Consider the following 25,741-nt stretch of genomic DNA (forward strand, 5'->3'; position numbering starts at 1 on the left):
TATTCAACCACGATTAAGCTGTACGAACTCATGATGAGGTCGTTGGGCACTCGAACATTGCGGGTGCGATCTCGCTCATCGCATCTGCCTGGCTCATTTTGAGAGGTACGATCCAGTGTTCAGCGTTCAACTTGGCGGAGGCCTATCGTCTTTCTGATGCGCCGCCGGCGATGCGGCTAATCTGTTCGGAATGACTGATACACCGGCTAATCTGCGACACCAAAAGCCAGGAGAGGGGGAAGGGGTCGATCGTATCTTCAGGCTGGATCTACCCCCATGACACCCACCGTAAAACTCCAGACCGCGGGCCGCCGTATCGTCGAAGCCTTAAAAGGGCATTGGCGAAAGAGCGGCGGCATGTGTCGATGCCCCGCGCACGCCGATCACGATCCCAGCCTATCTGTCCGCGTCGGGCGAACGAGCCTCCTGTTCACCTGCTTCGCCGGCTGTGACCGCGTCGATATTCTCAGAGCGATCCGCAACGCGCGCATCCTCGATACCGACTATGTGCCGACTGTCGAAGCGAGAGGGACCGATGATTATGTGCCCGATAGCTCTGCACTCTGGCGACGCCAGCGGGCGCAAGAGATTTGGGATCGGGCGCGGCCGCTCCCAGGGACGCCCGCACAGCACTATCTGCAGACGCGAGGCCTGCCCGGCTATAATCCCGAGCTTCGCTATCTTGCCCGCACGCCAATCGGGACCGAGCGAGGATTGCGCTACCGGCCGGCCTTGATCGCTGCGGTTCGGGACGACCGCGAACTCGTCGCTATCCAGCGCAATTTTCTCGACATCACGATCCCCGCGAAGGCACGCGATCTCGAAAATCCTAAGATGGCGCTCGGAATGCCGGGCGCCGGCGCGGTGCGGCTCATGCCAGTGCGCGATACGCTCGGGATTGCTGAAGGCATCGAAACCAGTTGGTCGGCGTCGCTCTTGCTCGGCATACCCGTCTGGGCCGCACTCGGCAGCGAGCGGTTCGGGCACGTCGCCGTCCCCGACCACATCACGCAGTTGATCCTGCTGCCTGATCCAGGAAAGGCCGGACGACGCGCCGAGGCACTTGCACGCGAAGCCCATGCAAGGCCGGGGCGCGTCATCGAGACTCTTTGGCCACCGCGAGGGCGGGGCGACTGGAATGATGTCTGGTTAAGCCACCTTGCGGTGGAAGGCCTTTGAAAGCCGCCGCTCCCGAGCGGAGACGAAAAGCACAGCCTCCACCGCGTGGCTGTATGGCTTTGCCCCGCGATGCGGGGGCGGCCAGCAGGTCACTGCCGTCGCTGGCTCGCTTATTCAAAAAAGCCGCACAACTAACCTCCTTTCCGATCGGCAGAAGCCGCCGCATGACAGTCTGCGATTTATGAGCACAATGAGGGAATGTGGCGCATGGAGAAGATTTGCCCTATATGGCTTTCAAGGCAATGATGCCGGAAGGATCTGCAATGGCTGCACGACGCAAGCGGGCACATGATGCGACCACCAATCCGCCCGCGAGTTTGCGGGGGCACGTCAGCGAGGCCGGCCGATTGAGCCTGCCGGTCGAACTCCGACGCGCGGTCGGACTTGAGCGTGGCGGTCCGGTGCGGATCGAACTTGTCGATGGCGCAATCCGGATCAGGACCATGAAGGAGGTCAAGGACCGCATCCGCGCCCTGGCTCGCGAGAGCGGCCTTACCGACAAGGCGAGTGTGGCCGATTTTCTAGGCTGGCGAGAAACCGAGCGTTCCAGCGAAGCGAAAGCGGCTGGCAAGCGGTGAGCGCAATCATCATCGACAGGTCGCCCATCCTCGCGGCTATCCTGGATGAGAAGGGTGGCGATGCGGTCTTCGATATGCTTGACGATGCGGCGGTCAGCGCGGTCAACGTGGCGGAGGTCTATACCTACGCTGCGCTCAACGGCTTGCCCACCGACGCGATCGACGCATTCTTTGCGGACACCGGCATCGAAGTGGCACCGTTCGACCAGCGGCAGGCGGTGACGGCTGGGCAGCTTGCGAGCGTCACGCGTAAGGCTGGCCTTTCGCTTGGCGATCGATCCTGCCTTGCACTGGCGAAGATGCGCGGCTCTGGAGTGCTGACCGCCGACCGCCCCTGGCAGCAGATTGCTGACGCGGCCGGACTGAAAATTACGCTGCTACGCTGACTGTGATGGCGAAGAACTATTCGGAAGTTCCGGTCGGAGGCCGGATTCGCGTGCAGGGAAGGCTTGGGCAATCAACGCGCGGCCCGGTCGTGATGGACGCAGCAGGCGTGCCGTTATGGACCCTGAATTTTGACGAAGATTGCCCTACGGCTCCGGGGAAGATTATCATCGTCGAAGGCGTTCGAGTGGGTTTCGATCGCATCGACGTAGAGTGGATCGGCGAGCCGCCTTCCCCCTGATTTGAAGAAACGACGACGGCGCAGCCGAGGGACGGGATGCTGGAGGCGTCCTGTTTCAGCGTTTCATCGTCCGCGCCGATGTGTCCTACCCGCACCGATGATGAGGTGCGAGAGCTGAGCGAGGCGGCCAGCGAACAAGTGCGCAATCTCCGTAGCCTGCCGACGAAGCCGAGTGAGTACCGAGCACGGCCTGTGCGTCTGCCCCTTCAGTGGTTCGGTATTCGGAGAGCGAGACAAACCGGCGGCAAGCGTGATGTCAGCGAACTAGGCCCGGCCGAAGACGTCCGCGGCCAGGAGATGAGAGGGGGAGCGACGGCTGATCTTGAAGGAGACACCCGATGCAGCCGCAACTCCAGCCCGCCCCCGCCCAAGACCTCCGCGCGCTCCTCGACCGCAACCCGGTCATTGGCGAGGCCCGACGAGGCTCCCGCCGCTTCTGGACGACCCGCGAGGAGAAGCTTCTCAATCAGCATTATCCGAGCGGCGGCGTCGAAGCATGCCTTGCCCTTTTGCCGGGGCGCAGCGCGGTAGCCATTTACAACCATGCCAGTTCGCTCGGCATTCAGGCGCCCGCCACGCAGAAGCATGACTTCCGCCGCCAGCGCTGGACCAGCTCCGATCATATCGATTCCGTGATCCGGCGGACATATCAGCGCACGCCCGCCAAAGGCGAGATCGATGCCCTCGCGGTCGCGGTCAATCGGCCGCGCTGGTGGGTGACCAAACGCGCTAGCAAGCTCGGACTGGTTACGCCGCGCTTTAAGGAGCCCGCCTGGACCGAGGCCGAACGCGATATCCTTCACGATAATTTCCACCGTTCTGCGAAAACTGTTCAGCGGATCCTCAAGCGCGCCGGATTTGTCCGCACCGAAACCGCTATCACCGTCATGGGCAAACGTCTGGGCGCGACCCGCGAGGATCCCCATCACGTGACGGCGCACGGCCTTGCGACGCTGATGGGTGTCGGTGCAAAAACCGTCACGGGCTGGATCACACGAGGGCTCCTCAGGGCGCGCCGCCGTGGCACCGAACGCACCGTGGCACAGGGCGGCGACCAGCACTGGATACATTTGCGCGACGTCCGCAGCTTCATCATCGACAATGCAGCCGTCGTCGACATCCGCAAGGTCGATAAATTCTGGTTCATCGACCTCGTTGCCCACAATCACGATTGATCGACCGATGACCGGGCGACCGACGTCTGTTCCGGCGATCAGCGCGGGAAAGAGGCCCGAGCTGGAGATTTCCGGTCTTTCACGAACACTCGACGGCCGAAGGCCGGCCGTTGCAAATGCGGGAGATACGCTATGCGCGTTCACTAACAGCATTCACGGAACCTTTTCCGTACCCGACGGCTCCGCCTTCCTTCCCGATTCCGAGAATCTGATCCGTCTGCCTGGCGGCCAGATCATCTCGATCCATCCGATCATCGAGATGGCGGGCGGCCCTGACAGCGACGACCACCGCAACCTCAGCTACGACCAAGCTGCGGCGTTGGATGTCCTACTAGAGGACTATGACCGCTCCTCCGTACCGTGGTGACCGTATTCCAATGCGCGTCGGCTTCGGCATGGCCCTGTGCGTCGAGCTTTCCGATCGAGACAGGACAATATTGCGTACTCGGCATCGAACACCTGTCCATGGAAACAGCGGATCTGCTCGATCAATGGTGTTCCGAAAAGTCGAACGATCGTCCGCTGCCGCTGGCAGATACGCCCTATGGGTGGTTCATTCCCACGCGCGAGGTCGATGAAGTGTACCGCGCCGAAATACCGGCGGACCTGTTGGGAGTGATGCAATTCGGCCTTGAACGCGGCTTCGAGCACGTCCTGGTCGACCGCGATGCCGGCACCACCGATGACCTTCCACGGTTCGCCTGGTAGAAGAACCTCAGCGCTCTTCCGGCCTCGCCATCAGGCCCGAATGCCCGTGCTCAACAGGCTCAGCCGATCCGCCGCTATCTCGGCGACGCTGGCTTGAACCACATGGCCACGACCGCGCAATATCTCGGCGAGATCGCGAACCATGACGATAAGATCGGGAGTTGAGACCCCGGCATCGAGATCACGAAGTACCTGACGCTCTTCCTCGTCGAGTTCGCGCATCATCACACCACCTGGTTGTTCGGGCACGGAAGCCACGCGCCGCACGTGGCCGCGCACGAGCCGAGTCGGCCTCGCGCCACCATAGCATCACAACTGCCTCAAGCTGGGAGAAACGTCATGGACGCCCGCCAAATCGAGACCCGCCTCGACATCTTCGCCAAGGATGCCGGCATCGTTCCAGTCCCTCCCTATTATATCTGGGGGGAATTCAGAATCGAGTTGAATGGCAAGAGCCTCTACAGCGACGAGGCCCACGAATATTGCAGAGCTTGCGCAGACGCCCTGCTGGCAAAGGTACTTCCGCTTCTTCCGGAAGACGAAAGAGACGATCACCGCGTCTCAGCGACCGAACTCAACCATGAGGACACGCCTAAAAACTGCATGATTTGCGGCGCGCTCCTCGACTATGCGCTGAACGAATACGGTGTTGCCACCGAGTTGAACCACTACCGCGCCTATCCGCTGACCGGCGATCTCCATCCAGGCGACGCATTCCATATCGCCCGGATGCTCGAGGCCGCTCCCAACGATCGGGCTGTTCTGCGCTTCGGCAGAAATGCGATCAAAAGTCTCCCGGTGACAGCCGGCGCTCCGCAGGCGAGCTAGTTTGAGGCCATCCTGTCAGGGCGGCGACGAGCCTTTTGGGCTTCGGCTGCTCTCGCAATCTAGAGCTGCATGACATCGGATATCCCGGAGTGAATCCGCCAGCATATCCGACCAGCTTCAGGCCATCGAAGAGTGAGGGGGGAGCGGAAAGTGCGTCTGCATCGACGCAGTCTCTGCGGAGCATGACATGTGCCATGTCCTCAATCGCCACCAAGTTGGGCTGCCGCGCGATGCGGTGTACATCGGCCGCGGTTCGAAATGGGGCAACCCGTTCGTCATTGGACGCGACGGCGACCGGGCAACGGTGATCGCGAAATATGAACGGTGGCTGCGAACGCAGCATCATCTTCTCCGCGCGCTGGACGAACTGCGCGGGCGCGATCTGGTCTGCTTCTGCGCGCCGCGGGCGTGTCACGGCGATCTCCTCCTGCGGCTCGCGAATGCGACACGCGCAGAGCGCATCGCGTGGTGGCGCACGGCCGCCTGACGGCACTGCTCCTGGCCACGCCGATCATGGCGCTTCCGGCCTTGGCAACTACTTTTGGATCGGTCCCTTCTTCAGGAGAAGCTCGGCATGTACCGACACGGCGAGACGATGAAACGCCTTTTCCCCGGCCTCTATTCCGGCGAACAAGTCCGCGCCGAGCGTACGAAAGGTCTCTGGGCTTTTCAGATGAAAGCCAATCGTCTCGGGCATCGCCTTTGGTTCGAATTTTCGCACGGGCTTTGGACCGCGATCGGTGACTGGCGCACTCTCGATACGGGCCTGTGGGTCGCCAGCCGCCTGCGCGCCGGCACACATTTCTGGGATGCCGAAACAGCGGTTGCACGCATTTTCGATGAGGCTGTCTACGCCGTCATCCGTGGCGAGGCATGAGCGCTACCCCTCTCGATCTATGTTGGTGACAAGAAGCCGGAGCCTGGTTTGCCCGGCGGACAGCTCGATATAAGCGACCCGCCCCCCGCGCTGGCGTGAGCACTCCGCTACGCCGTCAATTCCCCAACCGCCATCTTCACGCGCGACGTCCGCATCGACACGCGCGACGTCCGCATCGACGCCGCCCGCCGCCGGGCGCGCGCACCCGTCGCTGGAAGCCCATCAGCCTATCCCTCAATTTTCATGGGTCCGACGCGGCCGGTGCTGGCGGCAAGCCGCCCTGGAGATGAGGGGGAAGGGAAGGGTGAGCAACGGGCTCAATCATGCATGCGGCCTCGTAGGCGAGCGTGCCATCTTCCACGAGGAGATCAGCCTTGGTCATTCCACAACAGAGCTATCCCCCCACACTCGCCCTCTCCAGAATGGTGAAAGGCGATAATCCTCGCCGATATTTCGACCGGAAAAAGCATGACGAAATGGTGGCCTCGATCAGGCTGCGCGGCATAATCCAGCCCATATTGCTGCGTCCCAAGGGCGATGTTTTCGCCATCGTCGCGGGTGAGCGCCGCTACCGCGCAGGGCTGGAAGTCTATGGCCCCGATGGCGAAGTGCCCGTCCTCATCCGCGAGATGACCGACCAGGAAGCGCTCGAAGCCGCGATCGCGGAAAATGACGACCGCGACGACCCATCGGAGACCGAGCAGGCGGACGCTGCCGTGCGCTACCTCGCGGCCTGCCAAGGCGACCGGGCCGAAGCCATAAGGCGGCTCGCCTAGTCCCGTGACAAGTTCGATCGTCGCCTGGCGCTCGCCAATCTCTCCGAGATGGTCAAGACCGCGCTCGACGAGCGCCGGATCAAGCTCGGGCACGCTGAACTGCTGGCGGCGGTTCCCCCCGACAAGCAGGAAAAGGCGCTCGAGACGATCCTGAACGCCACTCTCGACGTCAACAAGACGCGCGAACTGCTGATGCGGGTTACGCAGCATCTTGGCGGCGCCTGTTTCGACAAGAGCGAATGCACCATCTGCCCGTTCAACTCCGGCACCCAACGCGCCCTTTTCGAAACCCATGTCGAGGATGGCTACTGTACCAACGCAGCGTGCTTCCAGCTCAAGACTGAAGCCGCTGAAGTGATCCGTTTCGAAGCGGAGGAGCGCGCCGCGAAGGCCGCCAGAGCCGCGGTGCCACCGGCGCTCGATGATGCCGACGTAGATGGGCGCAATGATCTCGCCGAGGCACCCGCGTCTTCAACTGACACGGAGTCTCGGTCGGAAGACGACGACGCCGTCTCAGGCAGCGTCGCAGCGCACACGCCGACGCCCGCAGTTCCGGTCAAGACCGCAGTCAGCGCCCATGCCGCGCACAAACCGGCCGTCACCAGCAAATCGATCGCGACACGCACCACCGAGCTTCGCGAGGCGTCATGGCGAACCGCACTTGCCCGAGCCCTTGCCGCCAATGCCGAGCACGCCCGTACGACAATTCTTGTAGCCGCGATGTCCGGGACGCTCTCCCAGATCAAGGCCGATACGCTTACGTCGCGCGCCGGTTTGCTGGTCGGCGCCGCGTTTCCGGCTCTCGATTACGGTGCGAAGATCGCTGCGATCCGCGCGCTGCCCGATCCGCAAGCTGGCAATGTGCTCTCCGTCATCGGCGCCGCCTACGCGAAGGACGTGCTCAGCTTCGGCCATGTCGCCGACCTTGCGCAGGTATTCGGAGTCGACCTCCGCGACAGCTGGAAAGTCGATCAACCCTTCCTTGAGCGTTACACCAAGGACGAGCTGAAGTTCATCGCCCAGGAATGCGGCCTGATCGCCCATGTCGGCGAGAAGCGATTCGCCAAGATGCTCGCATCGAAGAAGTCCGAACTGATCGCAGGCATGCTTAATCGACCTGGCTTCGACTGGGCTGGGCGATTGCCGAGCGCAATGACGCTCGATGGATCATATGCCGCGCCCCCGGATCGCTCTGCTTCCAGAGTCGAAGCTCCGCTTGTCGAACTCGCTGCCTGACCACTTTCCCCGCTTATCCAGAGAAGGATCGACATCATGTTGATTACCAGCCTGCTTCCGCTACTCGCCCGCTATTCGCTCGGGTTCGATCTGGTAGCCGGACCCGACGAGACCGTCACCCTGACCATCATTCCGCGGAAGGCGGACCCCAAGTCGCCCGCGCTCGATTCCGGCGAGGCCCGGCCGATCTCGATCACGGCCAGCGCCGCGGAGATCGATGCGGAACTCGGCAGGGGTGTCGAGGGCGCGCTGGGCCAGCTCATCGCCACGCGCAAGACGCTGGCCGACCAGATCGCGGCGCAGCGGCAGGCGGACGAGGACGCCAAGGTGGCCGCGGCGGAGGCTGCGAAGGCAAAAGCCGCCAAGACCACAGCGGCCAAACCACCAGCGCCAACCATCCCCCCGAAGATCCAGACGCCGACGAGGCCGCCTGCCGACGCCAGGCCCGAAGAACCAGCCACCCTATTCTGACGGCGGTCAGGATCTTCTCTGTTTGCCTATTAGCCCGGAGTCACCCCATGCAGATCAATCACCTAACCCCCGCGTATCGATACGACGGCATCGACCTGCCGGTTCCACCGCATCTCGCGGGCAACCCGGAAGCCCTGCGCGCCTACCACGCCACGCTGTATCCGGCGATTCTCAATGCCGAGATGGTCGATGCCGGTGTGTCGGGCACCGCTCATGTCACCGAATATCGCCGCGCCGTCGGCACCAAGGGCTGACAGTGCCGGCCCCGACGAGCGCGGCCATTCCGGCCGCTCCGCGCAAGACCCTCCTTCAATGGATCGAGCCCGACGATGGCGACACGACCAGCTTCACCCCGCCTGCCTGCGGCGCCCAAGCACAGGCTCTCCATGCGCGGATCGCGTTCGACCCGCACGACAGCGAGGCCGAAGCCCGCGAGCCGCTACAGCCCCCCGCAGGACTGCGGCTTCCGCCCCTCGGCTGACCTTGCGGGACGCGCCGTCGCGCTCTCGCCCGATATCCCCGCCGTCTTCGACGCCCCGCTGGCCGCGCACCATAAACTGGTCGGCCACTGGGTGCTATCGCAGGAGAACCCGACCCGAGCCTGCACTCGCTTTGCGGCTCGCCGACACGTCGAACGCACCTTCGAGGCGGCGGTGCTCGATGTGCTGGCGCCGCTCGAGCTTGTCGATCTGCGCGTCGCCGTTCTTCTCAGCGAGGAAGACGGACCTCCGGCGATTGCCATCGTCTGCGAAAGCATGGGCCAGCTCGATCTTGGCTGGATCGAGACCAGCGATGCCCCCATCGCCTGGCGTGCCGCAGCCTACCATGCGCTCGAACATACCCTCGGCCGAGCACTTCCCGTCTTCGGCTACCAGGATCTCTTCGATGAAATCTCGATGTATTATTGGGAAGGCGCCACCGACGATGAAGCCGCCCGGGAGTGCCTGATCGCGTATCATGGGGTGGACGAAGAGACTCTCGACGGGATGACGTTGCCTTCCGAGATGAATGAGCGTCGGCCGGAATGGATGATCGCGGCAAATGCGGCGCCATCAGCACGGCTGCCCAAGCGGCTCCGCAGAAAGCTTGCCGATCTTCGAAAGGCGTACAAGGCCCTCGGATCCCTGACGCCGGAGCGCAATGCGTGGCACTTGGACTTCCAGGTTGCCTACGAATATCTCCCCGGCATCGAGGAATGCGCCTCACTGCCGCCGTTGACGCTCGTGCCCTTTGAGCAATTCACGCGCGAACTAGATACCGCCGCACAATCCGGCATGGAAATGGGCTTCATGGACATCGCCGGCATCTGCCCTCTGCCGGAAGCAAATCGCATCGACGAGTGGTTCGCTTCGCTGCGCTGTGGCGCCGCCTTCCTGAAAGCCGCTCAGGACATTGTCCAGTTCGTCCCACCAAAACCCCGAGGCTCACATGACTGACCATAGCGTTCAATTCGAAGCCAGCGGCGGCGGTCTTATACTGAGCAACGCCATCCTGCTCTACAGGAGCCAGGCGCCCCGCAATCTCAAGCCTTATGGTTCCTCGTGCAGAGAGGGGCCGGCATTTGCCAGCATGCACGCAGTCGAACTCGATGACGAGGGCCAGCCGACGATCGCTGCGGGCGCGCCGCTGTCTCGCGCGCACCTGCGTCAATGGACCGAGAGGCTTGGCCGCACCGTCGCCCCGGAGATCCTTCCCGATAACATTCTGGTCGCCCATCCTGACATGCTGGCCTGGTGGGTTCCGGCACAAGTGCGCCCAGCCTATTTCGCTCTGTCTGCTCCTCCTGCCAATCTCCGGGCGCTTTCCGAACGAACGACGGTGCCGGTGCCTTATCCCGCGCATCTGTTCATCGCTACCAGGTCAGGTCTCGGGGTCTATGCGCTGCCGGCAAGCGAGCGTCCCACCGTCGCAACCGAAGTCCTGTACTCGCCGGTCCTCAACGTCTTCGTCAACGGGCGACTTTGCTGGGGCAACATCCCGAAGCCGAAAACGCTCAGCGTTGCTTCCATCCCGGCCTTTGAGAGCGCCGTGTTCGACTCCTGGTCGACCCACCCCAATCCGGGACAGGAGCTGACGGTCGACGGGAAGGGCGGCCTCGTCCGTCTATGGGACGATCTTGCGGCGCGCCGGGCGACCCAATTCCCGGTCAGCCGTCTCAAGCCCTTCGGTTCGCGCGGTGGACGGCAGAAGCGGCAAGGAGCGGGAGTGACGGCCTCCGACAACGTCACGGTGGGTAGCCTCATCTCTATGAGCGCAGGCGCATGACGACGCTCGCCCAAGACCCGACCGCGGCTGCCGTGCTTGCCGCCGTGCCCTGCTATCCGGTCCCGCCGAACGGCCGATCACCCGTCCTCGACGCCCTTCGTGAAGCGCGCTCGGGGCACGGACTGGCGGTGGGCGCCGACGGGGTAATGCTTATCCTGCGTCGACCGTGGCTTGCTCTCGATGTGCCCATCACGTCGCCGATGGAAGCTTATATTCCTTATGGTAATGCCGGCTCGCGAAGCGCTGAGCTTCGGTGTGGCCTAATACCCAGGGTTCACATCGAGGAGATACTGGCCTCGTTTCGCGCCGCGCTTCCGAACGAGGCAGCCGCGTTCATTCTATGGAACGAGGCCACCGGGCAATTCTCGGTGGACTTCCCCGTCATCGACGAGGCCACGCCCTCGCGCCTCGTCTACCGGCCGCCGGCCCTGCCGCCCGAATGGCACATGATCTGTGACATTCACAGCCATGGACGCGGGACGGCCTTTTTCAGCGCCACCGACGATGCCGACGATGCCCATTCGACCAAGATATCGATCGTTTTCGGCCGTTTGGATCAGCCGGATGGTCCCGCGATAGCTTCACGCCTGTGCGCCGGTGGCATGTTTCTGCCCCTGCCGCGCCTTCCCTTCGCAGGAGGTATCGATGCAGACTGACACCCGAGAGCGCCACTATCTTCCCGCTGATTTCGACAACCGCCCGATTACCATCATGCTTGTCGGATGTGGAGGAAATGGCGCGCAGATGCTGATGGGCCTTGCCTCGCTCGACACGGCGCTCCGCGCGATATCCTCCCGCTCACTCGACGTAACCGTCGTCGACGACGATATCGTCACCGAGGCGAATCTCGGTCGCCAGCCATTCTATCGGTGCGACATCGGCCATTCGAAAGCCCGCACGCTGACGGAACGGATCAATCTCGCGCACGGCCTGTCCTGGACGGCAGTCCACGGCCGCGCGCCCGGCGCGATCGGGCTCAAAGGCGCAGATATCCTCATCAGCTGCGTCGACACGGCCTCGGCCCGCCGAGCGCTAGGCATAGAGCTGGCCAACGCAAATGCCCCGGCCGCATACTGGATGGACCTGGGCAATCGCGCCACCGACGGACAATATCTGATCGGCTGTCCGGCGCGTGCCGGAGATGAGCGTCAGGGACGCCTTCCAACCGTCCTCGAAGCCTTCCCGGAACTGGCCGACGAGAGCTTGGCCGATAACGACGCTCCATCCTGTTCGGTCGCCGAGGCGCTCGAGCGCCAATCGCTGTTCGTCAATCGCGTGATGGCGAGCCATGCGCTGGCGCTGTTGTTCGATCTGCTGGGACGCGGCTCCATCGGCTATGCTGGCGCCTTCATCAATCTGTTCAACGGCCAGGCCGTTCCGATCCCGCTGCCGCGAAATCCGGGCATCCCGCATTGATTGCTGAGACCTTTGGACATGTGTTCCCCGCCGTCCTCGTTACGGGAAATGCCGCCGAATTCAGCAGAGTCGCGGCCTCAAGCTCGAAAACGGGCGAGCCTGATCGCCTGACCGGCGAGCCATCCGTAGATCACCGGGCGCTCTCATATCGAGCGGCGGTCCCGCCATCAGGTGCAGCCTTCCGCTTCGGGCAGCCATCGTTCCCCTGCCGTTCGAAGGAGAGGGGGTAGGGAGACGCGCGGACATCATGTCCGCCGAGCCGCCCTCGGCGCGCACGGAAGCTCCTGCTTTGTGAACCGGTCGCGTCTTCTGGCCTGCAAAGCGGCGCAACCTCTCACGGGACATTCTCCATGACGCCCATTACCGACAATCAGTGGACGCTCCATTATACGATCGGCCGGGAACTCGCTGCCACAGTCAGCTCTGGCGACCTTGTTCATATGCCGGGCGGCGGCGACGACTTGATCGTCGTGGGCGGGCGAGCCCCGCGGCGCATCAACGACCTCGGCAGCGTAATCGTTCGGGATCCGAGCACACCAGGGCTCGATGAATCTACGGCACGCCCCGGCGCGCTGGGGATGGTCTGGATCAGCACCGCCGGCGGATGGTCCGAGGTCCCCACATAAGCCGAGCCGTGCCGCGCAAGGCACTCCTCGAAGATCTCCCGCCATCCCTAGCAGAGGACGCAATATGCGACTGTATCGGACCCCTGCCGGTGAATGGGCCGGCACGCAGGAGGACGCCAGGGCCCTCGCGAAGGCCACGAGCACCACATGGCTCCTCGTCGAGGTTCCGGTTTGCAAGCCCGGGTTGCTTGCCTTCCTCAACGAGCATCGTGTCGGCGCCGCGCCGGTCAGCGCGAGAAGCTGCGAGCCTTCACGCTTGGCTGCGATCGGCGTCGAGCGCGACATGAGCGCCAGCGCGACGCTGGCCCGCATGGACAATCCCGGCATCGACGTTGACGGGATTTGCGAAGCGATCGGCAGGGCGAGAGGCTACGCCCTCAAGCGCTACGCCGCTGCGGTCGCGATTGCCTTCCAAGTCCTCGCCGCATGAGCGGACACGTTCTCCAGCCGTGAAGCTGGCAATGCTCGGGAACGTCCGAACACCTGCCGCCTCATAGTGAAATACAGCCCACATCCGTCAGCCTATCCCGGCTCGGCAATTTGGTTCTCGGACGGCGCCTATCCCGCAATCCGATCGCGGGTCAGCTCGCCATCCTGTGGGGCGACCAACCAACCCGGTCGGCAATGCCCCACAGATCCCAAGCGCTGATTCTGCCTCGAATGCTGGAGGTGAGGGGGGAAGGGGGCAGGCGTGGCCTTGGTGCTGATCGCGCCTCGCCCACGCTGTCTGCTCTGGGGAGATCCGATGACCGAACCCGACGATGCCGTCTGGCGCGCCTTGCTCGACTTCCGTGCGCGGCACGGAAAGGACTGGCGGGAGAAGCTTTCGATCGCCTGGATGAATGGTAGCGATGCTTCCGAGCCCCGCGGCTCCGAACTACGCCATATTCGAAACCGGTTCGGGCCGTCCTGGGTGTGCGACCTCGCCGAAGCCGAACTTGACGCCCATACGATGCGACTGCGGCTCGAGGCCACCCTGCCTGCCATGTGCGCGACATTGCTACCAAGCACGCTCGAGCCCGTCGTGATCAAGCGTGGCGAGCGCGCCTATTGGCCACTCCCGGAAGGCGCCACCGCCGAGCGGATCAACGAGATCTTCGCCGCATCACCCGCCCACATAGCGGCGAGGGAGATCGGTTGCCTTTTCGGCTGGGACGTACCGGGTGCCGATCCGGCGCATTACGATTCCTTCGGCAGGCCCTTGCGCGCTGCAGGCGGATAGCCCGCCTGATCCTCAAACCTTACCGGCCGACATCCGGGCATCGTCCACCAAATCTTCATGGCACGTGCCATCCGCCGGTCTGTCTCTTCGGCGCCGCTATCCCCAGCTGCTGCCCGCGCCGCCTTCTCACGAAAGGGAATCCGCATGCCCACGACCCGCGACCAGATGGTCGACTGGCTGGTCGACGACACGGCTGATACATGCAGCACCGATCCCGGATATCTCCGCTCCATTCTTCGCGAATATTGGAGCGCTATGAGCGACGAGGATCTTCGACGCTCCTACGATGAACTCTCCCCCGACGAAGCCGGCGCCGACTGTATAGACAGCGGCCCCACCGTCACGCTCCGGTTCAGGCCGCAGGCATGGATCCGTGACAACGCATTCGATGTCGATCCCGAACAGCCCGACACCTGGGATATCCCCGTCGCGATCCTGCTGAACCGGTTCCCAACCGAAGACGACTGGCATGAGGATTATGGCGCCCGCGACGACATGCGGTTCGAGGGGCGGGCGCCGCGATGGATCCGCGAATGGTCCGGACCGTTCGAAGTGGAGCTGGCTCCCGACGCCGCCAGCCCGTGGGAACTTTCCGCGACCGGGTGATCGCGCGACGCAGCTGTTCCACGCCTGCCGCGGCCCGACAATCACAGATCCGACATGACGTGGCCGATCGAGTCCGCATCGTTTTCGGAATCACCCGCGAGCCGCACCAAACGACGGGCCATCTGTCTAACCTCCAGCCCACGAGAGAGGGGGGCGTCTGTAGGCAGTTTCAGGCGATCGCCGCTCTGGCCACCGAGAGATTTCCCATATGACCGACGCTTTCGATCCCGCCGATGCGGGCTGCTGGATGGCGCATGGCCGTCCAGCCCATCACGCCCAGGCGCTAGCCGAGGCCTGGCGCCGCTTCCCCGATCTACCCAACGGCGCCCCGCTGGACGCCCGCATGGCGCGAAGCCGAGAACGCATCCAGGTGCTTCGCCCGCTCAACGAGGCGATGCGCCTGGAAACCGAGCTGCAGCGCAGGGCCGCGAACTTCGCTTCGATTGAGCGCCAGATCGCACAGGGCAGCACCGACAGCCGTCATGCCGCGATCCTGCGAGCCCGAGATGTCCACGGCTACGATTGGGATGCCGCCTTCTCCTATGCCGACGGGTTTTACGCCGCACGCGCCGGATGGGTAGCGCGCCCGCCATCATCGTCCCATCGCGATCAAGCTGATGAACGACGGCTTGGCTATGATCGGGGATTTCTCGACGGCGGCGGCCAACCGGACGACATTTTCGATGTCGCTCGCCGGTCCTTCGCGGCTACCTCGCCGCAGCCCGCGGTTGACATGGCGCGGCCAGCCACGCGGCCCCGACCCAGCCAGTGGCCAAGCCCGACCGACGCGCCGGCGCCCGCATCATGGCATCGGCGGCTCCTCCTCTTCGGCTCCTCCGAATTTGCAACTGGCACGATCGGCATTCTCGCGATGTTCGGCGAGCGACCCGGGCACGAAGCCGCCACGCTTCTTCTCATCGATGCGGAATCAGGCATTCGCGCGCTGTCGACCGGGGCGGGCTCGGCGCCCGCCGATGACGGCAACCTTCGCCATCTGCTGCATCAGCGCGATTATGCCGACATTCTGATCGTTGCCGACGACGCCGAACTGAGCCGGATCGATGCGGATGCGGATGTGCTGCCGCTTACCCGAACGATGGAGCGGACCCGCAATTCCGTGATCCAGCAACGAGCGCAATTCCGCCATTGGCTCGCACGCGGCCGCGCGCCGGGCGTTCAATTCGCCGGAGGCCACATTCGCTGGAGCAAGATGGCAGCCGGGCTGTCGGGACGGCTCGGCGATTTCACCGCGCGCCATGCGGGGCGAGCGGAGCCACGCGGCCACCGCATCGTGGTTGAGGATGCAAGCGGCGATCTGGCACGGGGCTACCGCACCGCGCACGGACAGGAACTCCATCCCGAGATAGTGATCGGGAACAAGAGCCATGCCCGAAGCACAATGGCCAGCCTGCTGCGCCAATATGCGGCCGCGCTCCGCTTCGAATGACCCGATCACATCAGGCATCCATCCGGTCCCTGACAATCAATCCCGCCTGTCCTCGCCGCGATTGGGCACTGCGCTCGAAATATCCCGATCCGCAGCTGCCCGATCCATTCCTGTCCGAGGCGAGCGGACCTGCAATTACGGAGGTTTTCGTGGCTAATCGTGTCTCCGCGTCCATCCAGGTGGGTGGAACGCTCTCCGCTGTCGCCTATGAGGAACTAGCGGATATTATTCTCGCCGAACGGCTGTCCATCGAGTGGGACGGCGAAGCCTTCGACCCTTCACATCGGCCGCTCGGCAAGCCGCTCGCGCTGTGTGCCCATGAGGTCGTGGGCGGGCAGTTCGATGAACTCGAAGAGCGGTGCGTTGCATTGAATCTGCCCTTCGTGCGCCTGTGCGATGGCTATCCCGGCGAGTGGAGCCCGGAACGCGTCGTCTTCACCGGCGAGGGCGAACCGACTTCTTATCCCGCTGACGAAGCTGGCTCCGTGGTCATCGGCCGGGAAGCCGCCGAGAAGCTCGGCTCCTTCGAAGCGATCATCGCCTGGTTCGATGCGGCGGATTTCCGCGTGCCGCCGCTGATCGTCGACGGTGACCCCGTCGACGCCTTACCTTCGGGAGAGAAAACATCATGACAATCCAACGCAAGGTGCTGGTCGTGATGCGCTCGAGCCATCTCCACACCGAATTGGTCGAGGTCACTGCGACGGTGAACGTCATCGGCGATGCGATGAACCCCAGGGTCGAAGCCGACCTCGCCCAGATCGAAACCCAGGCGCGCGAGACGCTGCGACGCCAGCAGCCGCTACCCGGAGAGACCGAGCCCGGCTTCGGCCCCTGGCAAGATCGGGAGCCCGCCTTCGAGATCGATTTCGTGCTCTGTGCGCCCGTCGATGCCGCGATGAACCGCGGCCGGATCGTGCAGGTCGAACAGGTCGCGACCGTGGCAGTACAGCGCTGGGGCAAGGCGACAAGCAATGGCTAGATATCAGGTCGATCCGGAGGCTCCGTCATGATGACCCGCTGGCAGGAGGAGTGGCTCATCGCCCGCATCCGCGAGATCAGGGCAAGAACCGCCACCGAAGCGGCGAGCCAAGCCACCGTGCTCACAACGGTCCGGCTGGAGGGAGAGAGGGAGGGGACAGGCGCTCCGCTTGCTGGAGCAGACAGGAGCGCTTGCCATGAAAATCGAACTACGCCGCATCTCCCATAGTGCCGCGCTATCCCAGGAAACTGCCGCCTTCACGGCCGAAATCTGGATAAATGGCGAACTGGCCTTCCACGCACGCAACCAAGGAACGGGCGGGGCGGACTTCTATCATCAGGTCGGACGATGGACCCAGCGGCAAGTCGACGCCTGGCTCAAGGCCAACCGGCCACCACGCTGCCTTGGCGACATCTCGTGCGATCATGATCTCGAGATCGAGGTGAGCGATCTTCTCACGCGCGCTGTCGAAGGCCGTCGCCTGAGGCGCCTGCTGCGTACCAATCTGATCACGATCGAAAATGATCAGATCCTGCAATATCCCCTGCGCAAGCGACCGCTCGCGATCGTCGCACGGGCCGTGCGCGCGACCAATCCATTGGCCGTAATTGTCAACGACGCTGGCGACAAACTGTTCGTGCGCGCCCTCGATGTGCTTCTCGCCAGCCGCTGAGCCGAGACGTCGGAGACGGCGACAATCGCCACGTTCGATCTCGCCAATGAGCGACGCTGAATAGCGCGCGCCCACCATCGTCCGGCGCCTTGCCAACGCCCTGAACATCCAACCGGGTCGCCCTGCTGCGCCCTTGAGACCGCCCAAAAAGGAAGCCCTCATGCGAAACAGTGCGTCCGCGCTGGCTCTCCAGCTGTGCCTCGACTTCCATCAGCCGCTCGCGCCCGTCGAAGTCCGTTCGTCTCCCGACACCCTGGAATTGCCGCTCCTCTCGCCACAGACGAGGGTCGTCGCTTCATCACCGCCCGTCGATCTCATTGATTTCTCCTTCGCCGCGGGGCGAAACCTCGGACCTTCGTGGAGAAGCCGCGCCCATGACAATGTCGAAGCGATCAGGCTGCTGAACCTTCTCGATCGCGACGGGCGACCCGCCTCGCCGGCCGAACAGGAAGCCATCGCCAAATTCGTCGGCTTCGGCGCGTCGGAACTTGCCAACAACATCTTCGCCCGTCGCGAGCAACGGTTCCGCGACGGCTGGGAGGAGCTGGGCCAAGCCCTGGTGGCCGAGACGACCGATGTCGAACTCCAGTCGCTCAAGCGCGCGACGCAATATGCCCATTATACGCCCGAATACATCGTCCGCGCGATGTGGGACGCCGCCCGGATCCTCGGCTTCGCCGGGGGGCAGATTCTCGAACCGGGCTGCGGTAGCGGCCTCTTCATCGGGCTCCGGCCGGATGGGCTATCCCAGGACACGCTGTTCGTCGGCATCGAGAATGATCCCGTCACCGCGCGGGTCGCAACCGCGCTTTATCCCAATCAGGTCATCCGTTGCGTCGATTTCGACAAGGCGTCACTGCCCGGCGACTTCGATCTCGCGATCGGCAACCCGCCCTTCTCGAACCTCACCATCCAGAACAAGACCGAGATCGGCCGGCTCGGCCTGTCGCTGCACGATTTCTTCATCGCCAAATCGATTGAGCACCTTCGCCCGGGCGGCATCGCCCTGTTCGTCACCTCTCGCTATTCGCTGGACAAGAGCGACCCCAGGGCCCGCCGCCATATCGACGGCATCGCCGATTTCCTCGGCGCGGTGCGCCTTCCGGGCAAGGCCATGCGGCAAGAGGCCGGCACCGATGTCGTCGTCGACATCCTGCTCTTCCAGAAGCACGCGGCCGAGACGCCCTATCGCCCGTCGAACTGGATCGACCTCGGCGAAGTTCCGGACAGCGACGAAGGTGACGGACCGCTCCGCATCAACCGCTATTTCCTCGACCATCCCGATCATGTGCTGGGGCGCCATGAATGGCGAAGTGGCCAGTTCGGCATGGACTATCATTGCTCGGCCGAGCCCGGCGTGGAGCTGCCGATCGCGCTTGCCGCCAAGCTGTCGGCAATCGCAACGGAGCACGCAAACGCCTACCGCGCCACCGAACGCACGGCATCTTTGCGCGACACGCTCACCGTCACTCTGGACGTCGAAACCGGCACAGCCGCCGACGAAGCCGAGTTCAAGGAAGGCAGCTATCTAGTCTCGGGCGGCGTCCTGCACCAGATCATCGATGGCATCCCGACCGTCGTTGGCGTGAAGTCCGGACGCGGCGGCAGCGGCCTGTTCCCCAAGCACGCCGCGATCATCAAGGCCCTCATCCCGATCCGCGACACGGTTCGCACGATCCTGCGCGCGCAGCTCAATGACCGGCCCTATGCCGACCTCCAGGACAGGCTGCTCGGCCACTACCGCCAGTTCACCAAGAAATATGGGCCGATCAACCACACGATCACCAGCATCCGCAGCGATCCGGATACCGGCGCCGAGAAGGAATATCAGCGGCGTCCCAATCTGCAGCCCTTCCTCGACGACCCAGACGTTTGGCTGGTCGCTTCGATCGAGGCCTATGCCGAAGCGAGCGACACCGGCACGCCTGGCCCCATCTTTACCGAGCGTGTCGTCAAGCCGCCGGTCACCCATGACATCCACTCGGCGCAGGACGCCCTGGCGGTGTCACTCCACGAGCGCGGTCGCGTCGACGTGTCCCTGATCGCCGGTCTGCTCGGCGTCGGCGAAGCCGAGGTTCTCGCCGATCTCGCCGGCGACATCTACCTCGATCCCCTCCGTACCACCGCTCATTTCGACCACTGGGTCACGGCCGACGAAGCTCTCTCGGGGCCGGTCCGCACCAAGCTCGCCCTTGCGCGCGAGAAGGCGGATGCCGATCCACGCTTCCTTGCCGTTGTCACCGCGCTGGAAGCGGTCCAGCCGATCGATCTCAAGCCCAGTGAGATCACTGCGCGCCTCGGCGCACCGTGGATCCCGGTGGACGTCATCGAGGTGTTCGTCGCCGAGATCATGGAGGTCGAGACGCGGATCCATCATACCGTCGAACTTGCCAGCTGGACGATCGACAAGGCCCCGTTTCTTGGCCACGTCAGCTCGACCTCTACATGGGGAACGGCACGCCGCGGTGCCGCCGACCTGCTCGAAGACGCGCTCAATTCCCATGTCCCCAAGATCTACGATACGTATCGGGACGAGAACGGCTCCGAGCGCCGCGAACTCAACGTCACCGACACCGAGGCCGCAAAAGAGAAGCTGGCGGCGATCAAGTCGACTTTCGAGACCTGGGTCTGGCAGGACAGCGAACGCGCCGACCGGCTGGTCCGCATCTACAACGACGCCTATAACAACCTCGTCCCTCGGAGCTTCAATGGCCAGCATCTGAAGCTGCCGGGCGCATCGACCACGATCCGGATGCGCGATCACCAGAAGCGCGTCGTCTGGCGGATCATCGCCTCCGGTTCGACTTACGTTGCCCATAGTGTCGGCGCGGGCAAAACATTCAGTCTGTGCGCTGCGGTGATGGAGCAGCGCCGCCTCGGCCTTGCCAACAAGCCGATGATCACGGTGCCCAACCACTGCCTGGCGCAGATCGCGCGTGAGTTCCTGATGCTCTATCCCACGGCGCAGATCCTTGTCGCTGACGATGCGAACTTCGTGAAGGAAAAGCGCCAGCGGTTCCTCGCACGCGCGACCACCGGCAACTGGGACGCGATCATCATCACCCATGATGCCTTCAAGTTCATACCCACGCCGTCGGCGTTCGAGAAGCGTCTGATCGAAGATCAGCTCGACAGCTACGAAGTGCTGATCACGGGCATCGACAGCGAAGACCGTGTCTCGCGCAAGCGGGTCGAACGCCTCAAGGAGGGGCTGAAACAAAGACTGGAGAATCTGCAGGCCCGCAAGGACGACCTCGTCCATATCGGCGAGATCGGCATCGACCAGATCGTCGTCGACGAGGCCCAGCAGTTCCGTAAGCTCACCTTCGCTACCAATCTCGGCGACTTGAAGGGCGTCGACCCGGTCGGATCGCAGCGCGCCTGGGACCTCTTCGTGAAGGGCCGATACCTCGCCGGCACCAATCCTGGGCGCGAACTGATCCTGTCGTCGGGCACGCCGATCACCAACACGCTGGGCGAGATGTATACGCTGCAACGCTTCATGCAGCCCGACGAACTCCATGCCAAAGGCCTGCACGAGTTCGACGCCTGGGCAGCGAATTTCGGGGATACGCGCACCGAACTCGAGCTTCAGCCCAGCGGCAGCTACAAGCCCGTCACCCGCTTCTGCGAGTTCGTCAACGTCGCCGACCTGATGGCGATGTATCGAAGCGTCGCGGATGTCGTTCTGAAGGACGATCTGCGCCAATATGTCCAACTGCCCACCATCAGGGGCGGCAAGCGGCAGATCATCGTCGCCAAGTCCGGCGCGCCCTTCAAAGCCTATCAGCGCGTGCTGGCCCAGCGCATCAAGGCGATCGAGAACCGCGGCGGGCGTCCCCAGAAGGGCGACGACATCCTCCTGTCGGTCATCACAGACGGGCGCCATTCCGCGATCGACCTCCGTTTCGTCGATACCGGCGTCGGCAACGAGGAGGGCAACAAGCTCAATCTCCTTATCGAGAATGCCTTCCGTATCTGGCAGCAGACGGCCGAGCATTGCTATATCGATCCGGAGACCGGGAAGCCCTATCCGCTGCCGGGCGCGGTGCAGATGATCTTCTCCGATCTCGGCACTGAAGCCGCGCTGGAGACACGGGGCTTCTCCGCCTATGTCTGGATCCGCGACCGGCTTGTCGCGATGGGCGTACCGCCCGACCAGATCGCCTTCATGCAGCACTACAAGAAGAACAGCGCGAAGCAGCGGCTGTTCAACGATCTCAACCAGGGGCGCAAGCGATTCGTCCTCGGATCGACGGCCACCATGGGCACCGGGGTCAACGCGCAGCAGCGCCTCAAAGCGCTCCATCATCTCGACGTTCCCTGGTTGCCGTCCGATATCGAACAGCGGGAAGGCCGGATCGAGCGGCAGGGCAACCAGAATGACGAGATCGAACTCTACGGCTACGCCACGAGCGGCTCGATGGACGCCACCAACTGGCAGATGCTTGAGCGCAAGGCTCGCTTCATCAACATGGCGATGTCGGGCGATCGTTCGATCCGCCGGATCGAGGATGTCGGGTCGAACGTCAACCAGTTCGCCCTCGCGAAGGCGCTCGCGTCCGGCGACGACCGCCTGATGAAGAAGGCAGGCCTCGACGCCGAGGTTGCACGGCTCCTGCGCCTGCGCGATGCCCATACCGACGACCAGTATAACATCCGCAGGACGATCAGACGAACGACCGACAGCATCGAGGATTGTCGCAGGAAGATCGCCAGGCTGGAGGCCGACCTTGCCCGACGCATTTCGACCGACGGCGATGACATTCTCTTCGACTGCGACGGCACGCTGATCACCGATCGAAAGGCAGCTGGCGAACGGATCCTTGGCTACGCGCATCGGATGCGGGTGGACGACACGGAGGCGCGCTGGATGCTGGGCGCCTTCAACGGCATCGATCTCGAAATCTCGAGTTATGAGGCCCTGAATACCGATGGGAGGCCCTATCTCTGCACCGTGATCGCGATGCAGCACCATGGCGAGAACCGCAGGTTCGAAATCTCGGAGAAGACGCGCCCGAGCACCGTGGTTGGCCGGATCGAGTCATCCATCCGCAATCTCGATACCGATCTCGCCGACGCCAGGGCCAGTCTCGAAGCCAATGAGCGGCGGCTGCCAGCCTTCGAGGCCCGCCTGGGCCAGGAATTCGCAGACGCGGAAATTCTTGAGGACAAGCTGCGCGAACTCGCCGACCTCGAGGCTGAGTTGGCGAACACAAAAGGCGAATTCGAACCGGGTAATGAAAGCGAGCCGCCTTTGGACATGCCCGAAGACGTCGATGGCGACCCATTGTCGGAAGCTGCTTAACGCATAGAGCTACGCTGCACTCGCCGGGCGCGCAGCGCACCTTCATTCCTCACCCCGATCGAATGTCCGCTCGCGCGCCAAAGGAGGAAGCGCGATGCTCACCTTGTTGGCGAAGCCGATCTCGCGCGCCGATGGTCTCGATGCCGAGCCGCGCCAATGGCGCCCCCGGTTCCTCAGCGATTGGAGAAAAGGGGGAGGGAGGGGGACGGCTGGATGGTGCGGAAGGGCACGAACCGGCCAATCCTGTCATCCAACTATTGCGGAGAAATCCCATGGCATCCCTAGCTCCCGCGCCCGCGCATTCCCCGCGCCCCGTTTCCAGCCCCTATCGCGTCGACGTCTCGCGCGGCACGTCGAACAGTCGCGTCTCCTCCGAATGGTTCTCCCGGCCGGACGACGAGCGCTTCCTCTCGCTGGGCGATCTTTACGACAGCGTGCGGAATCGCGCTGAGCATTCGCATACGCGCATCATCGAGAGCCGCGCGATCAGGGTCGAGGCCCGCCGCGACGAGCCCGAACGTCTCGCGCTGATCCTGCCCGAAAACGACACGCCCGTCGCGCCCACCAACTGGTCCTTCGGCCAATTGTGCAGCCTGGTCGGTGCGCCCGCGTTTTGCCCGCGCCACTCGCCGGCATCAATCTCCAATATGGCCTGCAGAATCATCGGGGCGAACATGTGAAGCTTCTGCAGTCCGACACCGGGCGTACGGAACTGCGCTCCGTCACCAGTGAATCCTACGGGCGCATCTGGGATCACCAGCTCGTCGAGGCGATCATGCGCTTCGCCGGCAACGGCACCGGCGACACCCGCTGGAAGATACCGGGCGTGCTGGACTGGCGGACGATGCACTATAACCCTCATGTCGACGTCACCAAGGACACGACGACCTTCTATGCGTCCGATCGCGACGTGTTCGTATTCTTGGTCGACGACACCCACCCGATCGAGGCGGGCAAATTGCCCAACGGCGAACCGGATCTGTTCTTCCGCGGTTTCTACGCGTGGAACAGCGAGGTCGGCGCCAAAACCCTCGGCATCGCGACCTTCTACTTGCGCGCCGTCTGCGCCAACCGGATACTGTGGGGGGTCGAGAATTTCGAGGAAATCAAGATCCGGCATTCGAAATTCGCCGCCGGTCGTTTCGCCCATCAGGCCGAACCAGCGCTCGCACATTATGCCGACGCTTCGCCGCGAACCTTCATCGACGGGATCAGGACCGCCCGCGAACGGATCGTCGCGCGCAAGGACGAGGACCGCACGGAGTTCCTGCGGAGGCGCGGCTTCTCCAAGGCGGATACCTCCAAGGTGATCGAAGCGGTCCTGGCCGAAGAAGGAAGGCCGCCCGAGAGCGTCTTCGACTTCGTGAATGGCATCACCGCGCTCGCACGGGCCAGGCCGCACCAGGATGCGCGTCTCGATCTCGAAGGCAAGGCGCGCCTGCTGCTCGAGCAGGTCCGCTAATCGCCGCCGCCGGCTACCCGCCGTCACACCTTTCCCTCCTTCAAAGAGATGTTCGATGGACCAGCCATCTTCACGACAGGCATTTGCCAACTGCCCGTCATGACCAGCGCGGATGCCGCGAGTATCGGCTTTGCGATCTTCAATCATGTGCCGACGCTGCCGATCGAGATTCCAGACGGCGGCTTCACAATCACCGCGAAGACCAGCGAGGGGCGGCGCGTCACCTTCTATTTCGGGCCTTATCTGACCGGAGGACCGCCGCGCTTCATCGATATACAGTACCACGACGCGACCATAACCGTGCCGGATGCCGGCGGTTCGCCGACACCGGTGTTTGACATGCTCACCATCGCCGAAGGTGGTCGCCATCCCTATGACAGCCGCAAGGTCGACGTCTCACAGAAGCCCTCGATCGTCGTGCTGCTGCTCGACAACCCCGCTGACACCGCCTGACGCGTCCCTTTCACCTCACATTCTATTTCCTCGAGACCCGGCCGTCGCGCCGGGTTTCGTGCATCTGGGAGGATCACTCCATGCATTCCGACGACAGCAAGCCCAGCACTGCAGCGCTTCTCTACAGCCAGGTCCCATTCGACGACCGCGGCAATTTCCACTACACGGGCGATCTCCACAATGCGGGCGAGAACCTGTCCACGGTCGCCGGGCGTATCGAGCGCCACCTGCGCGACCGCTTCCCGGACATGCGGTTCACCATGATCACCCAGAAATTCACCGGCGGCCGCAAGATCATCGCCGAGCTTCTTGATGCGCCCGAGGATCTCACCGGCAGAGATGCGCAGGACGCGTTCACCGTCAAGGTCAAGGATCAGATCGAGCGGTTCGGTTTCTCGCGCTCCAACATCTATCAGGACTATCACAGCTGCGCCTTCTTCTGCGAGGTGCGGATCGGGCCGCCCTATTGGACGGCGCTGGCGGCACGGCGCGGTCTCGCTAACACTGTCGACGCCCTGGTCCCGCTCTCGGCGTTCAAAAAGCGAGTCAAGCCGGGCGACCGTCTGAAGCTGATCAGCGCGCCTAGCTGGCATCGTTCGATCGGAACGGTCCGGATGGTGAAGGCCGTGCGCTCCAAGGATATCATCCTTGAGGGCCCGAGCTATCTCACGCTCCCGCGCGCCGCGCAATTCGCCTGCGACGGCAAGATGGTGCGCATCGCGATCGGCACCGAACACGAGCCCGGCGCTCACCTGCTTTATCAGTGGCTACCTGCCGAGGCGGCGTGAAGTCCCGTTTTGTATGAATTCCGGCGCGACTGGTCGAACG

Annotated in this window: 28 protein-coding genes and 2 pseudogenes; 29 read left to right on the forward strand and 1 reads right to left on the reverse strand. The window is 63.5% G+C overall.

Features of this window, described 5'->3' with window-relative positions; genetic code table 11:
- The first annotated feature begins 276 nt into the window (after nucleotides 1-276).
- From K3M67_RS06405 to K3M67_RS06435, 7 genes are all read left to right on the forward strand, one after another.
- Nucleotides 277-1,179 carry a DUF7146 domain-containing protein gene (locus K3M67_RS06405; protein ID WP_285832673.1) on the forward strand — a complete coding sequence of 301 codons (903 nt, stop codon included), beginning with the start codon at nucleotides 277-279 and terminating at the stop codon, nucleotides 1,177-1,179.
- A gap of 263 nt (nucleotides 1,180-1,442) precedes the next feature.
- Nucleotides 1,443-1,757 carry an AbrB/MazE/SpoVT family DNA-binding domain-containing protein gene (locus K3M67_RS06410; protein WP_285832674.1) on the forward strand — a complete coding sequence of 105 codons (315 nt, stop codon included), beginning with the start codon at nucleotides 1,443-1,445 and terminating at the stop codon, nucleotides 1,755-1,757.
- A complete protein-coding gene (locus tag K3M67_RS06415) occupies nucleotides 1,754-2,143 on the forward strand; it encodes a type II toxin-antitoxin system VapC family toxin (RefSeq protein WP_285832675.1) in 390 nt (129 codons plus the stop codon). The genes K3M67_RS06410 and K3M67_RS06415 overlap by 4 nt, the downstream gene beginning before the upstream one ends.
- Before the next feature lie 5 nt (nucleotides 2,144-2,148).
- A complete protein-coding gene (locus K3M67_RS06420) occupies nucleotides 2,149-2,382 on the forward strand; it encodes a DUF5818 domain-containing protein (protein WP_285832676.1) in 234 nt (77 codons plus the stop codon).
- Between the two features lie 338 nt (nucleotides 2,383-2,720).
- Nucleotides 2,721-3,557: a hypothetical protein gene (locus tag K3M67_RS06425; protein WP_285832677.1), complete on the forward strand. Its 837-nt coding sequence runs from the start codon at nucleotides 2,721-2,723 to the stop codon at nucleotides 3,555-3,557.
- 7 nt (nucleotides 3,558-3,564) lie between these two features.
- The gene (locus K3M67_RS06430) at nucleotides 3,565-3,924 is read left to right on the forward strand and encodes a hypothetical protein (RefSeq protein ID WP_285832678.1); all 360 of its coding nucleotides are present in this window, start codon (nucleotides 3,565-3,567) and stop codon (nucleotides 3,922-3,924) included.
- On the forward strand, nucleotides 3,921-4,265 hold the full coding sequence (locus tag K3M67_RS06435; protein ID WP_502958900.1) for a DUF5983 family protein: 345 nt from the start codon (nucleotides 3,921-3,923) through the stop codon (nucleotides 4,263-4,265). The genes K3M67_RS06430 and K3M67_RS06435 overlap by 4 nt, the downstream gene beginning before the upstream one ends.
- Nucleotides 4,266-4,295: 30 nt before the next feature.
- Here K3M67_RS06435 and K3M67_RS06440 read toward each other — a convergent pair whose 3' ends face one another.
- Nucleotides 4,296-4,490 (reverse strand): hypothetical protein, encoded by a 195-nt coding sequence (locus K3M67_RS06440; RefSeq protein WP_285832680.1) that lies wholly within the window; start codon nucleotides 4,488-4,490, stop codon nucleotides 4,296-4,298.
- A gap of 114 nt (nucleotides 4,491-4,604) precedes the next feature.
- Here K3M67_RS06440 and K3M67_RS06445 point away from each other — a divergent pair, with 114 nt between their 5' ends.
- From K3M67_RS06445 to K3M67_RS06550, 22 genes and pseudogenes are all read left to right on the forward strand, one after another.
- Nucleotides 4,605-5,093, forward strand: coding sequence for a hypothetical protein (locus tag K3M67_RS06445; RefSeq protein ID WP_285832681.1), 489 nt, complete (start codon nucleotides 4,605-4,607; stop codon nucleotides 5,091-5,093).
- A gap of 187 nt (nucleotides 5,094-5,280) precedes the next feature.
- A complete protein-coding gene (locus tag K3M67_RS06450; protein WP_285832682.1) occupies nucleotides 5,281-5,580 on the forward strand; it encodes a DUF4326 domain-containing protein in 300 nt (99 codons plus the stop codon).
- Nucleotides 5,581-5,688: 108 nt separating this feature from the next.
- Nucleotides 5,689-5,970: a hypothetical protein gene (locus K3M67_RS06455; protein WP_285832683.1), complete on the forward strand. Its 282-nt coding sequence runs from the start codon at nucleotides 5,689-5,691 to the stop codon at nucleotides 5,968-5,970.
- 422 nt (nucleotides 5,971-6,392) lie between these two features.
- Nucleotides 6,393-7,982: pseudogene (locus K3M67_RS06460) on the forward strand (PRTRC system ParB family protein).
- Nucleotides 7,983-8,018: 36 nt separating this feature from the next.
- Nucleotides 8,019-8,453, forward strand: a complete 435-nt coding sequence (locus K3M67_RS06465) for a PRTRC system protein E (protein ID WP_285832684.1) — start codon at nucleotides 8,019-8,021, stop codon at nucleotides 8,451-8,453.
- A gap of 47 nt (nucleotides 8,454-8,500) precedes the next feature.
- Nucleotides 8,501-8,707: a PRTRC system protein C gene (locus K3M67_RS06470; protein ID WP_285832685.1), complete on the forward strand. Its 207-nt coding sequence runs from the start codon at nucleotides 8,501-8,503 to the stop codon at nucleotides 8,705-8,707.
- 132 nt (nucleotides 8,708-8,839) lie between these two features.
- A complete protein-coding gene (locus K3M67_RS06475; protein ID WP_285832686.1) occupies nucleotides 8,840-9,889 on the forward strand; it encodes a hypothetical protein in 1,050 nt (349 codons plus the stop codon).
- Entirely contained in the window at nucleotides 9,882-10,718 is an 837-nt protein-coding gene (locus K3M67_RS06480; protein ID WP_285832687.1) for a PRTRC system protein B, read from the forward strand. The genes K3M67_RS06475 and K3M67_RS06480 overlap by 8 nt, the downstream gene beginning before the upstream one ends.
- Complete coding sequence (locus K3M67_RS06485) at nucleotides 10,715-11,374, forward strand: PRTRC system protein A (protein WP_285832688.1); 660 nt, start codon at nucleotides 10,715-10,717, stop codon at nucleotides 11,372-11,374. Before K3M67_RS06480 ends, K3M67_RS06485 begins: the two co-directional genes overlap by 4 nt.
- Complete coding sequence (locus tag K3M67_RS06490) at nucleotides 11,364-12,134, forward strand: PRTRC system ThiF family protein (protein ID WP_285832689.1); 771 nt, start codon at nucleotides 11,364-11,366, stop codon at nucleotides 12,132-12,134. The genes K3M67_RS06485 and K3M67_RS06490 overlap by 11 nt, the downstream gene beginning before the upstream one ends.
- 350 nt (nucleotides 12,135-12,484) lie before the next feature.
- Nucleotides 12,485-12,760 carry a hypothetical protein gene (locus tag K3M67_RS06495; protein ID WP_285832690.1) on the forward strand — a complete coding sequence of 92 codons (276 nt, stop codon included), beginning with the start codon at nucleotides 12,485-12,487 and terminating at the stop codon, nucleotides 12,758-12,760.
- 64 nt (nucleotides 12,761-12,824) lie between these two features.
- On the forward strand, nucleotides 12,825-13,190 hold the full coding sequence (locus K3M67_RS06500) for a hypothetical protein (protein ID WP_285832691.1): 366 nt from the start codon (nucleotides 12,825-12,827) through the stop codon (nucleotides 13,188-13,190).
- A 315-nt stretch (nucleotides 13,191-13,505) separates the two neighbouring features.
- Nucleotides 13,506-13,982: a hypothetical protein gene (locus K3M67_RS06505; protein ID WP_285832692.1), complete on the forward strand. Its 477-nt coding sequence runs from the start codon at nucleotides 13,506-13,508 to the stop codon at nucleotides 13,980-13,982.
- Nucleotides 13,983-14,126: 144 nt separating this feature from the next.
- Nucleotides 14,127-14,588 (forward strand): hypothetical protein, encoded by a 462-nt coding sequence (locus tag K3M67_RS06510; RefSeq protein WP_285832693.1) that lies wholly within the window; start codon nucleotides 14,127-14,129, stop codon nucleotides 14,586-14,588.
- Nucleotides 14,589-14,796: 208 nt separating this feature from the next.
- Complete coding sequence (locus K3M67_RS06515; RefSeq protein ID WP_285832694.1) at nucleotides 14,797-16,035, forward strand: hypothetical protein; 1,239 nt, start codon at nucleotides 14,797-14,799, stop codon at nucleotides 16,033-16,035.
- Nucleotides 16,036-16,184: 149 nt separating this feature from the next.
- A complete protein-coding gene (locus K3M67_RS06520) occupies nucleotides 16,185-16,667 on the forward strand; it encodes a hypothetical protein (protein ID WP_285832695.1) in 483 nt (160 codons plus the stop codon).
- A complete protein-coding gene (locus tag K3M67_RS06525; protein ID WP_285832696.1) occupies nucleotides 16,664-17,017 on the forward strand; it encodes a hypothetical protein in 354 nt (117 codons plus the stop codon). The genes K3M67_RS06520 and K3M67_RS06525 overlap by 4 nt, the downstream gene beginning before the upstream one ends.
- A 169-nt stretch (nucleotides 17,018-17,186) precedes the next feature.
- A complete protein-coding gene (locus K3M67_RS06530) occupies nucleotides 17,187-17,690 on the forward strand; it encodes a hypothetical protein (RefSeq protein WP_285832697.1) in 504 nt (167 codons plus the stop codon).
- A 160-nt stretch (nucleotides 17,691-17,850) separates the two neighbouring features.
- The gene (locus tag K3M67_RS06535; protein ID WP_285832698.1) at nucleotides 17,851-22,998 is read left to right on the forward strand and encodes a helicase-like domain-containing protein; all 5,148 of its coding nucleotides are present in this window, start codon (nucleotides 17,851-17,853) and stop codon (nucleotides 22,996-22,998) included.
- Nucleotides 22,999-23,270: 272 nt separating this feature from the next.
- Nucleotides 23,271-24,460: pseudogene (locus K3M67_RS06540) on the forward strand (DUF932 domain-containing protein).
- A 99-nt stretch (nucleotides 24,461-24,559) separates the two neighbouring features.
- The gene (locus tag K3M67_RS06545; protein ID WP_285832699.1) at nucleotides 24,560-24,913 is read left to right on the forward strand and encodes a hypothetical protein; all 354 of its coding nucleotides are present in this window, start codon (nucleotides 24,560-24,562) and stop codon (nucleotides 24,911-24,913) included.
- A gap of 80 nt (nucleotides 24,914-24,993) precedes the next feature.
- Complete coding sequence (locus K3M67_RS06550) at nucleotides 24,994-25,701, forward strand: hypothetical protein (RefSeq protein ID WP_285832700.1); 708 nt, start codon at nucleotides 24,994-24,996, stop codon at nucleotides 25,699-25,701.
- The last annotated feature ends 40 nt before the right edge of the window (nucleotides 25,702-25,741 follow it).

It is taken from the genome of Sphingobium sp. V4, assembly GCF_029590555.1.
In the GTDB taxonomy this organism is placed as follows: Bacteria; Pseudomonadota; Alphaproteobacteria; order Sphingomonadales; family Sphingomonadaceae; genus Sphingobium.

Excerpts from the sequence above, each read along its gene's own strand:
- K3M67_RS06405 (WP_285832673.1), top strand. The coding sequence starts at position 277 with ATGACACCCACCGTAAAACTCCAGACCGCGGGCCGCCGTATCGTCGAA.
- K3M67_RS06410 (WP_285832674.1), top strand. The coding sequence starts at position 1,443 with ATGGCTGCACGACGCAAGCGGGCACATGATGCGACCACCAATCCGCCC.
- K3M67_RS06420 (WP_285832676.1), top strand. The coding sequence starts at position 2,149 with ATGGCGAAGAACTATTCGGAAGTTCCGGTCGGAGGCCGGATTCGCGTG.
- K3M67_RS06425 (WP_285832677.1), top strand. The coding sequence starts at position 2,721 with ATGCAGCCGCAACTCCAGCCCGCCCCCGCCCAAGACCTCCGCGCGCTC.
- K3M67_RS06430 (WP_285832678.1), top strand. The coding sequence starts at position 3,565 with ATGACCGGGCGACCGACGTCTGTTCCGGCGATCAGCGCGGGAAAGAGG.
- K3M67_RS06440 (WP_285832680.1), bottom strand. The coding sequence starts at position 4,490 with ATGATGCGCGAACTCGACGAGGAAGAGCGTCAGGTACTTCGTGATCTC.
- K3M67_RS06445 (WP_285832681.1), top strand. The coding sequence starts at position 4,605 with ATGGACGCCCGCCAAATCGAGACCCGCCTCGACATCTTCGCCAAGGAT.
- K3M67_RS06450 (WP_285832682.1), top strand. The coding sequence starts at position 5,281 with ATGTGCCATGTCCTCAATCGCCACCAAGTTGGGCTGCCGCGCGATGCG.
- K3M67_RS06455 (WP_285832683.1), top strand. The coding sequence starts at position 5,689 with ATGAAACGCCTTTTCCCCGGCCTCTATTCCGGCGAACAAGTCCGCGCC.
- K3M67_RS06465 (WP_285832684.1), top strand. The coding sequence starts at position 8,019 with ATGTTGATTACCAGCCTGCTTCCGCTACTCGCCCGCTATTCGCTCGGG.
- K3M67_RS06470 (WP_285832685.1), top strand. The coding sequence starts at position 8,501 with ATGCAGATCAATCACCTAACCCCCGCGTATCGATACGACGGCATCGAC.
- K3M67_RS06475 (WP_285832686.1), top strand. The coding sequence starts at position 8,840 with ATGCGCGGATCGCGTTCGACCCGCACGACAGCGAGGCCGAAGCCCGCG.
- K3M67_RS06480 (WP_285832687.1), top strand. The coding sequence starts at position 9,882 with ATGACTGACCATAGCGTTCAATTCGAAGCCAGCGGCGGCGGTCTTATA.
- K3M67_RS06485 (WP_285832688.1), top strand. The coding sequence starts at position 10,715 with ATGACGACGCTCGCCCAAGACCCGACCGCGGCTGCCGTGCTTGCCGCC.
- K3M67_RS06490 (WP_285832689.1), top strand. The coding sequence starts at position 11,364 with ATGCAGACTGACACCCGAGAGCGCCACTATCTTCCCGCTGATTTCGAC.
- K3M67_RS06495 (WP_285832690.1), top strand. The coding sequence starts at position 12,485 with ATGACGCCCATTACCGACAATCAGTGGACGCTCCATTATACGATCGGC.
- K3M67_RS06500 (WP_285832691.1), top strand. The coding sequence starts at position 12,825 with ATGCGACTGTATCGGACCCCTGCCGGTGAATGGGCCGGCACGCAGGAG.
- K3M67_RS06505 (WP_285832692.1), top strand. The coding sequence starts at position 13,506 with ATGACCGAACCCGACGATGCCGTCTGGCGCGCCTTGCTCGACTTCCGT.
- K3M67_RS06510 (WP_285832693.1), top strand. The coding sequence starts at position 14,127 with ATGCCCACGACCCGCGACCAGATGGTCGACTGGCTGGTCGACGACACG.
- K3M67_RS06515 (WP_285832694.1), top strand. The coding sequence starts at position 14,797 with ATGACCGACGCTTTCGATCCCGCCGATGCGGGCTGCTGGATGGCGCAT.
- K3M67_RS06525 (WP_285832696.1), top strand. The coding sequence starts at position 16,664 with ATGACAATCCAACGCAAGGTGCTGGTCGTGATGCGCTCGAGCCATCTC.
- K3M67_RS06535 (WP_285832698.1), top strand. The coding sequence starts at position 17,851 with ATGCGAAACAGTGCGTCCGCGCTGGCTCTCCAGCTGTGCCTCGACTTC.
- K3M67_RS06545 (WP_285832699.1), top strand. The coding sequence starts at position 24,560 with ATGACCAGCGCGGATGCCGCGAGTATCGGCTTTGCGATCTTCAATCAT.
- K3M67_RS06550 (WP_285832700.1), top strand. The coding sequence starts at position 24,994 with ATGCATTCCGACGACAGCAAGCCCAGCACTGCAGCGCTTCTCTACAGC.